The sequence below is a fragment of the Pseudoalteromonas sp. TB25 genome (genome assembly GCF_000497995.1).
Taxonomy (GTDB): domain Bacteria; phylum Pseudomonadota; class Gammaproteobacteria; order Enterobacterales; family Alteromonadaceae; genus Pseudoalteromonas; species Pseudoalteromonas distincta.
Genome location: NZ_AUTI01000287.1, coordinates 4,771 through 13,122 on the forward strand (window position 1 = coordinate 4,771; position 8,352 = coordinate 13,122).

Sequence of the window (8,352 nt, forward strand, 5' to 3'; positions counted from 1 at the left end):
GCCATGCCGTCTTCACCTACAAGTAGGGTACAGCTTAAGTCTTCTTGGCGGTAACGTGTTTTAACTGTGCAGCGAGTGGTGCCTTTAGGGCCAACGCGGTCTACCCAATGTAATTGGTTTGCATTAAGACCATTACTGTATAGGCGAGGGTGATCTTTACCTTGACCAACAACAAGTACGTTACGTTCTAAATCTTTATCAACTACGTACCATGGTTCGCCAGAACCTTCCTTCATACCACCAATTAACAAGCCTTTGCGTTGTCCAAGCGTGTGGTACATTAAGCCTTCGTGCTCGCCTACGTTGTTACCGTCAGTGTCTTCGATAACGCCAGGTTGCGCTGGTAAAAACTTTTGTAAAAAATCTTTAAATTTACGCTCACCGATAAAGCAAATTCCGGTGCTGTCTTTTTTATCGTGCGTGATTAGGTCTTGTTCTTCTGCTATGCGGCGTACTTCTGGTTTTTCGATATCACCTACAGGGAATAACGTTTGGCCAATATGTTCATGGCTTAGGGTATATAAGAAGTAGCTTTGATCTTTATTATTATCAAGTCCGCGACACATTACGTATTTGTCATCGCGAAGTTCACGGCGAACGTAGTGTCCAGTTGCAATAAAGTCAGCACCGAGTGCTTGAGCCGCAAATTCTAAAAAGGCTTTAAATTTAATTTCTTTATTACACATTATATCTGGGTTTGGTGTACGGCCGGCTTTGTACTCTGCTAAAAAGTATTCGAATACATTATCCCAGTATTCAGCAGCAAAGTTTACTGTGTGAAGCTCAATACCTAATTTGTCGCACACGGCTTGTGCATCTTTTAAGTCATCAGCGGCGGCACAGTATTCATCATTGTCGTCTTCTTCCCAGTTCTTCATAAACAGGCCTTCTACTTGGTAGCCCTGTTGTTGTAATAAATATGCAGATACAGAAGAATCAACACCGCCGGACATGCCAACAATGACTTTAATGTGACTATTTTCGCTCATGAATAATTTCGCTTATACAGATTGCTGTTAACTTGGAAAGGCCGCGATTATAGCATGTATTTTGTTTGTGCTTAAAGAGCGTAGGGCGGCAAAGGACATAATTTGTCACTATTTTATTTGTATAACAAATAGCAAACTAGACTTAAACGCATTATCAGGCTGTAACTTTAGCAATATTAAAGTGATCTTTACTAATAAATTAAGAGTATAGAATAATTCATGTAGTTATTGAGTTTTATTAATAGTATTTTTCTTTTAAAACTACTAGGGTAAATATACACTTAATAAAAATAAAATAGTGGTGAGTATATGGTTGTAAACCATTTTAAAGCCGCTTGAAATATAGTCAATGGAATGAATATATGAATTATGCCTATCAAATAAACAAGATAAATTCTTTAGTCGAGCATTACACACAAAAACCGGATTTTGTGGATAGCGAATTACTTTCTAGCAAGACGACAGAGTTTAAAAAATCAGCCTATAATCTTTTTTATGAGTTAATAAAACTAAAAAAACCCCATATTTACCAAGAACCAAATCATGTACATGAGTTATTTAGCTTAATTAAGGGCTCAACCGCTAAAAAGAACATTGAGCTAAAGGTACTTGATCATGTAGAGCACTGGTGGCTTGAATGGTATTTCGCTTTAGAAATGGACGAAAAGCTTAGTATAGAAAAAAGTGATATGCCAATGAGTTACTTACCTCAAAGTACACTCAACCCTATGCGCAAACATGAGATAAGTCACTACGCTAGGTTATTTACCGTTTTGCCAATGCCGGTATGTAATGTGTGTTCTAAGACGGGTGATATTTTGAAAGTTAATCAACGCTTTGTAGATGTTTTTGGTTATACAGTAGAGCATGTACCTAATCTTAAATTGTGGTGGGAAAAAGCGTGCCCAGATCCACAATATAGAGAGCTTGCAAAAAAGCTGTGGCAAGATTCACTTGAAAAGGCGCTGAATAATAATAACGATATACCTGCAAATAACTATCGAGTTTCTTGTCGTGATGGCTCACAAGTGATGATGGAAATTTCAGGAATTGATATAGGTGAAGAGTTTTTAGCTGTTTTTAATGATGCTACAGAGCGTTTAGAAGCAGAGGATATACTTAGGGATATGGCTTTTTTGGATGCATTAACCAAAATTGCAAACAGGCGTCGGTTTGATGAAAAACTAACACAAGAGTATGAACAATCAAAAGAATGCGAAGGCATGCTATCGATAATTATTATCGATATTGACTATTTTAAACAATTTAATGACCGGTATGGGCATGTAGCCGGCGATACGTGTTTATATGATGTGGCTCAAAAAATTGCTTCAACTGTTAGTCGCCCAGAAGATTTTGTGGCTCGATATGGCGGAGAGGAATTTGTTGTTTTATTACCTCAAACCGATAGGCAAGGGGCATTGTTTATAGCTGAGCAAATACAAAAGGCTGTAGAAAACTTAGCTATTGCACATCAGGATAGCTTTACCGGATTTTTATCTATAAGTATGGGTATTAATACCATCAGTGACTATACAAATAGTGATGAAATTAGCTTTGTTAAAGCCGCTGATAACGCCTTGTACTATGCTAAAAAACAAGGGCGTAACTGTATAGCGCTAAGCTCAGAGTAAGTAAAATAGAGTTAATTATTTTATTTAAGCTACTCGCCAATATAACTAATTATAAATAGTTTCTAGGCTTAATACTGGTCGGTTCAGGCTGTCGTTAATACACTTCAATACTAAAGGACTTCTAAGCGGTAGTGATTTTGTTTGCTCTAATGTATACCAGTTAGCGCTGATAATGTCGGTATCTATTGGCGTTGGCGCTTTTATATTATCAGGCGCTTCAAATAAGAAGCAGAATCGTAAATAGTGCACTCCATTTTCGGCATGCAAATTGTACACACCTAAAAAGCCGACTGGCTTAAGCGCTAAGCCTGTTTCTTCAAGTAGCTCTCTGCTTGCGGCTTGTGCAAGTGTTTCGTTTTGCTCTAAATGACCCGCAGGTTGATTGTAACAAATTTGCTGTGTAAATTTATCGCGCTCTTTTACAAGTAAAAACTCATTTTGCTTTTTTACTATTGCCGCAACTGTTACATGCGGTTTATGCATCAACTACGCCCTTAATTACTTTGTATTCACCACAATTAATATCATCCAACGTATAGTTGCCAATGCTATAGCGAATAAGGCGAAGTGTAGGGTGGCCAATATGCGCGGTCATTCGACGAACTTGTCTGTTTTTACCTTCATTAATGGTAATACTTAGCCAAGTGGTAGGGATTGCTTTTCGCTCGCGTACAGGCGGGGNGTACGCGCCCAAATTGTTGGCTCATCAATTATTTTAACGTTAGCGGGGAGTGTAAGCCCGTCTTTAAGTTCTACGCCATTACATAAATCATTAATTGATTCACTTGTTGGTTCACCTTCAACTTGTGCCCAGTAGGTTTTATTCGTTTTTTTATCAGGAGCAGTTAAGGTGTTTTGCAATTTTCCACAGTTTGTTAAAAGCAATAAACCTTCACTGTCTCTGTCTAATCTTCCTGCTGCGTAAACTTCTTTAATAGGGATAAACTCAGCAAGCGTTTTTCTGTCTGCGTCATCTGTAAATTGGCATAGCACATCAAATGGTTTATTGAATAACACAATTTTGCTGTCTTTAGATGCTATTTGCAGCTTTATTTCTCTTTTACCTGAAGGCGCTTTGTTAAGTGCACTGCGAGAATAAGTACGCCCTGTACTTCTTTTTGGCTTGGATTCAGTTACTTGATTATTGCCTGATTTAGATCTCATTATATGCACCTAGCTGGTTTTGGTAATCCGGCGATTTTTGTTGCTTGCTTAGCAGGGCCTTTAGGGAATAATTTATATAAATAAAGGCTGTTACCTTTGTCTTCACCGAGTGCTTTAGCCATTGCTTTTACAAGCATCCGAATTGCTGGACTGGTGTTATATTCAATGTAAAAATCACGAACAAAATTAATGACTTCCCAGTGTTGCTCACTAAGTGTGATGTTTTCTTGAGTAGCAATTACAGGCGCCAGCTCCTTTGACCATAAAGTATGGTCGAGCAAGTAGCCTTGTTTGTCGGTTTCAATCTGTTGGTTGTTAAATTCAAGCATGAGTTACCACGTAATTGATTGATTAGTTGATAAAGTGAGTGCTACAAAGTCTTCATAGCTAATGGCTTTATCGTTATCTGTTAATTTTATTGCACGTACTTGCGCGTCTTGTTCAAGTATTAACAGTGTATCTGCAAATTGCCTAAATTGTTTTTTTGCAAAGCAGGCATCACCAACAAGTAGCACGTTATCGTCTGATAAAATTAAGTTCTCTAGCTGATTTGCCGAATAATAGTTAAGCGGCTTAGAAAAAATATGTAATGTACTCATAAATTCACCACATGTTGCTGCGCTTTAATTAATGTTTGTTGTTGGCTAAAGTTGAGTGCTTTTGCCTCTATGAGTAAATCATGCTTATTTAAACCATAATCAAGCAATGACTTTTCACACACGTAGATGTTTTCAACATCATAGATTTCGAGTGTTTTAATGTTTTTAAAAAAGTCTTTTAAGCCAATATTGTTTGGTTGTTGATGCTTTTTTAAAGCCAAAACGGCGGGGCCGCTAAACAACCAACTCACATTTTGGTCAACAGCAGCAAATATCAATGTCATATCAAGTGCATCACGAATATTTAAATCGTCAAATGGACTGCACTGACTCATTACTAATACGTTTATCATTTAAATTGCACCCATTTATCTGCGTCGCTTGCAAGCATTGCAAATTCAGCTAACCCTGCGACTTTAAATACACCTGTGTTTTTAATATCTAACCCGCGCTTTTGCGCGGCGGTAACACACAGCATTAAATTTAGTTTTTGATCAGCAAGTTGCTGCCAAAGTGCTGAAATTTGAAGCTCGTCTGAGGATAAATCAAAGTGGGTAGATGCATGATAAATACCTTGCTGGTATAAAAAAATAGCATCAATGGTGTGCCCTTGGGCTAAACATGCATTCGCAAATTTAACTATGCGTTGCGTGGTATCGTGATCGGATGGTGGTGTATGTAATGAAAGAACAAAGCGTGCCAAAACAATTCCAATAAAAAAGCCCCAATAAAGGGGCTATTTTAACAGAACTATTTAATTAGTCATCACTTGCGCCAAGTAGAGCAAGTAAAGAAGTAAATAAGTTATATACGCTTAGGTATAAAGACACTGTTGCGCGAATGTAGTTAGTTTCACCACCGTTTATGATTCGGCTTGTATCAAATAAAATCAAACCAGACATAATCAGTACAACTGCTGCATTAAGCACCATAAACATCAATGAACTGCCAATAAAAATATTAACGATGCTTGCTACAATCACAACGATTAAGCCAACAGTTAAAAAGCCACCCATAAATGAGAAGTCTTTTTTAGTATTTAGTGCATAAGCAGATAAACCAAAAAAGATAAGCGCTGTAGAACCTAAGGCTTGCATAATAAGCATTGGGCCATTAGGTAATGCAGCATAATGGTTAAGCAATGGACCTAAGCCTGCCCCCATTAAACCTGTGAAAGCAAAAACCCAAAATACACCAGATGCTGTATCTGCTTTTTTATTTACAACAAATAATAAACCGAACGAAACAAGTGTAAACACAATTCCCATAAAGTAAGGTAATTGTAGTGCCATTGAAATACCGGCTGTAACTGCACTAAATGCAAGTGTCATAGCTAGTAAAAAGTAGGTGTTTTTAAGTACCTTGTTTGTTTCAATGGTAGACATTACCGGTTTCGCGGTATTGTACGATTGATTAAACGCCATTGTAGAGCTCCTTTAAGTGAAACGTGTGTGTTTCGATAATTTAACTAAAATTAGATTACCAACTCTTATATGTTTGGGCAAACCTTTGTAGATCAATAGAGTTAAATATTTAAATAAAAGTATATTGATGGCTAAATTAAAAACATTTTGTTTTAACTTTAAACAAATCAATTGTTTTTTAGGCACTTAAACAATTAATTTAAAAAAAAGCTTCACAAAAGGGATGGGTTTCCCTATTATGCAGGCCGTGCGGAGAGATGGCAGAGTGGTCGAATGCACCGGTCTTGAAAACCGGCATGGGTTTATAGCCCATCTAGGGTTCAAATCCCTATCTCTCCACCACTTATTTAATAAGTGTGTGGTAATTAAAATATCATTCATTTAAATAGTTATTAGTACACTCTTACTTTTAACTTAGCAGTATCGGAGAGATGGCAGAGTGGTCGAATGCACCGGTCTTGAAAACCGGCATGGGTTTATAGCCCATCTAGGGTTCAAATCCCTATCTCTCCACCATATAACAAAATAGCCCGCTAATTTAGCGGGCTTTTTTGTGTTTGGAACAAAATCAGTGCACTTATACCAATCCGCAATAATACTTAATCATTTTGCGGGGCTAAACGTGTCGCTCCCTGCGTTAAAAAACTCTCATTTAGAACAACTTAATAGCGAATTTTTTGCCTAGCTATCAACACGTTTTTCCGCCTTAAAAATAGACCACTTAATTAAGCGAATTGGTATTACATGTTTTATCTCTCATTAGTAAAATCTTAAAAGCAGATAGAATTGCTCACACAACACCTTCTGCTGTTAAATAACGTTGATGTTCTCTTCCTTTTTTGTTTTTAATAAAACTACCATCACAAAAAATTTTAAATGAGTTGGAATGCACATATTAATGTGTGCTATTTTTAAACATTGGTTGATTAAAGGTATGAAAAATAGGATGTTGTGGCTCAAAGATGATCTAGATTCGAGAAAGTTAGTTGTATATCGTGCCGTCATGTTTTCGTTTATAGCGCTTTTTGTACTTTTTGTATTTCAACCTTTTGGCACTTCAAGCGATACCGAGTCTTACAAGTTTCTGCGGCTTTTTGGCTATGGGTTAGTAACCTTTTGTGCTTTGCTATTGTCAGGTTTTATAGAAATAGTGTTACTTAAGTTTAAGCTAAGTAAATTAAGCCGTTTAATTATTATTCCTATCACATATATTTTAATTACTGCGTTATTCAATCATGGGTATTTTGTGGTTGCTGTACTTGGGTCTTGGCATTGGCAGAATCAATTACTTTTTGTAGGGTATATTTTTTGTATTGGTGTATTTCCTCTTATTTTTTTACTTGTGGTAAATAGGCATGTAATAGATTTAACTAAGCCAAGTACAGTTAGCGTCGATCAAGAGCAGTTGAGAGAAGTTGAATTAAAGACAATTACTCTTAAAGGCGATAATAAAAACGACGAAATTAACACAGCTCATCACCATATTTTATTTATTAAATCTTCAGACAACTATTGTGAAATAACAATACAAGAAGGAGCTTCAACTTCACGTAAACTATTACGTGTATCTCTTAGCGGTTTATTAAAGCAGCTTCCAGAAAATACAATTATATTACGATGCCACCGTTCTTATGCGGTCAACCTGCAAAACATTCAGCACTTCAATGGTAATGCTGGAGGGTTGCAATTATCGCTACATACAATTGATATTAAAATTCCTGTGTCTCGTTCTTATGTAAAAGTAATAAAAGATGCTTTGTCATTAATCCCAAAAACATGTTAATCCCCCCTAAAACATGGGCTTTATACCTCGTCTTGTAATTGAGACCTAATAGGTCGCTTTGTATTTTTACTATTGCCAAGATTAAGTTGAAATTTACAACTTAACGAGAAAAGTAGATATGAAATACGCTATCAAGGCATTTGTAATAATTTCTATATTTGTATTTTGCCACTATGTAATGAGGCGGTTTTGGGGAGAAGGTTGGTCTAGCTGGTTGTCTGAACTTGATAATCTAACTGGCATTTTATTTACCCCCGCTAAATATATTTTTTTATATGGACCGTTAGTTATTGCGGCTATTATTTTGTTTAAACAAAGTAAGCCTTTTGAATCTATAGGGCTTAATTCCTCTGGTTTTATTAACTATGCACTCGCAGCAATTATTTGTTGTACTCCTATGGCAATAGGTTATGGATTTTTGAGTGATGAACTTAACCTATCAATACCAGCAATAATAACTGGCTCAGTTTATGCGGGGTTTTTTGAAGAGCTAATTTTTAGGGCTGCATTGTTTGGTGTTTTATTTAAATATTGTAGATGGGGCTTTGTGCCTGCGGCATTAATTAGTTCAGTAATATTTGGTCTGGGCCATATTTATCAAGGCAATGATGCGATTTCTGCATTGATGGCGGTTGCAATCACTACTGTAGCAGGTACATGGTTTGCGTGGCTATATTGTGAATGTGGTTATCGTATTTGGTTTCCTATGTGGATGCATATTTTTATGAATGCAGCTTACGGAATATTTGGTATGTCGGG

At 36.7% G+C, this 8,352-nt stretch carries 9 protein-coding genes, 2 tRNA genes and 2 pseudogenes (1 of these 13 only partly in view); 5 read left to right on the top strand and 8 right to left on the bottom strand.

Going from position 1 to position 8,352, the window contains the following annotated elements:
- A pseudogene (gene mnmA, locus L652_RS01000000123640) lies at positions 1 to 989 on the bottom strand (tRNA 2-thiouridine(34) synthase MnmA); it reaches 110 nt to the left of the window's first position.
- A 362-nt stretch (positions 990 to 1,351) separates the two neighbouring features.
- On the opposite strand from mnmA, the gene L652_RS0110105 reads away from it, so the two are divergent.
- Complete coding sequence (locus L652_RS0110105) at positions 1,352 to 2,623, top strand: sensor domain-containing diguanylate cyclase (protein ID WP_024595362.1); 1,272 nt, start codon at positions 1,352 to 1,354, stop codon at positions 2,621 to 2,623.
- 45 nt (positions 2,624 to 2,668) lie between these two features.
- On the opposite strand, the gene L652_RS0110110 is transcribed toward L652_RS0110105, so the two are convergent.
- The 7 genes and pseudogenes from L652_RS0110110 to L652_RS0110140 form a co-directional block, all read right to left on the bottom strand.
- A complete protein-coding gene (locus L652_RS0110110; protein WP_024595361.1) occupies positions 2,669 to 3,106 on the bottom strand; it encodes an NUDIX domain-containing protein in 438 nt (145 codons plus the stop codon).
- Positions 3,099 to 3,787: pseudogene (locus tag L652_RS01000000123645) on the bottom strand (pseudouridine synthase). The gene L652_RS0110110 and the pseudogene L652_RS01000000123645 overlap by 8 nt, the downstream one beginning before the upstream one ends.
- Positions 3,787 to 4,116, bottom strand: coding sequence for a TusE/DsrC/DsvC family sulfur relay protein (locus tag L652_RS0110120; RefSeq protein ID WP_007375712.1), 330 nt, complete (start codon positions 4,114 to 4,116; stop codon positions 3,787 to 3,789). The pseudogene L652_RS01000000123645 and the gene L652_RS0110120 overlap by 1 nt, the downstream one beginning before the upstream one ends.
- A gap of 3 nt (positions 4,117 to 4,119) precedes the next feature.
- Positions 4,120 to 4,386 carry a DsrH/TusB family sulfur metabolism protein gene (locus L652_RS0110125; RefSeq protein ID WP_007580209.1) on the bottom strand — a complete coding sequence of 89 codons (267 nt, stop codon included), beginning with the start codon at positions 4,384 to 4,386 and terminating at the stop codon, positions 4,120 to 4,122.
- Positions 4,383 to 4,739, bottom strand: a complete 357-nt coding sequence (gene tusC / locus L652_RS0110130) for a sulfurtransferase complex subunit TusC (RefSeq protein ID WP_007580210.1) — start codon at positions 4,737 to 4,739, stop codon at positions 4,383 to 4,385. Before tusC ends, L652_RS0110125 begins: the two co-directional genes overlap by 4 nt.
- Positions 4,736 to 5,089, bottom strand: coding sequence for a sulfurtransferase complex subunit TusD (tusD, locus tag L652_RS0110135; protein WP_024596911.1), 354 nt, complete (start codon positions 5,087 to 5,089; stop codon positions 4,736 to 4,738). Before tusD ends, tusC begins: the two co-directional genes overlap by 4 nt.
- A 55-nt stretch (positions 5,090 to 5,144) precedes the next feature.
- Positions 5,145 to 5,810, bottom strand: a complete 666-nt coding sequence (locus tag L652_RS0110140) for a Bax inhibitor-1/YccA family protein (protein WP_008133668.1) — start codon at positions 5,808 to 5,810, stop codon at positions 5,145 to 5,147.
- 251 nt (positions 5,811 to 6,061) lie between these two features.
- Here L652_RS0110140 and L652_RS0110145 point away from each other — a divergent pair.
- The 4 genes from L652_RS0110145 to L652_RS0110165 all read left to right on the top strand — a co-directional run.
- A tRNA-Ser gene (locus L652_RS0110145) sits at positions 6,062 to 6,152 on the top strand.
- Positions 6,153 to 6,235: 83 nt separating this feature from the next.
- Positions 6,236 to 6,326: transfer RNA gene (locus tag L652_RS0110150), tRNA-Ser, on the top strand.
- Between the two features lie 370 nt (positions 6,327 to 6,696).
- Positions 6,697 to 7,593: a LytTR family DNA-binding domain-containing protein gene (locus L652_RS0110160; RefSeq protein ID WP_253951852.1), complete on the top strand. Its 897-nt coding sequence runs from the start codon at positions 6,697 to 6,699 to the stop codon at positions 7,591 to 7,593.
- Positions 7,594 to 7,711: 118 nt separating this feature from the next.
- On the top strand, positions 7,712 to 8,352 hold a 641-nt coding region (locus tag L652_RS0110165), incomplete at its 3' end, for a CPBP family intramembrane glutamic endopeptidase (RefSeq protein WP_024596913.1).

Bases quoted from the DNA above. Each gene is read 5' to 3' on its own strand.
- L652_RS0110120 (WP_007375712.1), bottom strand. From the start codon at position 4,116: ATGCTTGAATTTAACAACCAACAGATTGAAACCGACAAACAAGGCTAC.
- L652_RS0110105 (WP_024595362.1), top strand. From the start codon at position 1,352: ATGAATTATGCCTATCAAATAAACAAGATAAATTCTTTAGTCGAGCAT.
- L652_RS0110140 (WP_008133668.1), bottom strand. From the start codon at position 5,810: ATGGCGTTTAATCAATCGTACAATACCGCGAAACCGGTAATGTCTACC.
- L652_RS0110110 (WP_024595361.1), bottom strand. From the start codon at position 3,106: ATGCATAAACCGCATGTAACAGTTGCGGCAATAGTAAAAAAGCAAAAT.
- L652_RS0110125 (WP_007580209.1), bottom strand. From the start codon at position 4,386: ATGAGTACATTACATATTTTTTCTAAGCCGCTTAACTATTATTCGGCA.
- L652_RS0110160 (WP_253951852.1), top strand. From the start codon at position 6,697: ATGCACATATTAATGTGTGCTATTTTTAAACATTGGTTGATTAAAGGT.
- tusC (WP_007580210.1), bottom strand. From the start codon at position 4,739: ATGATAAACGTATTAGTAATGAGTCAGTGCAGTCCATTTGACGATTTA.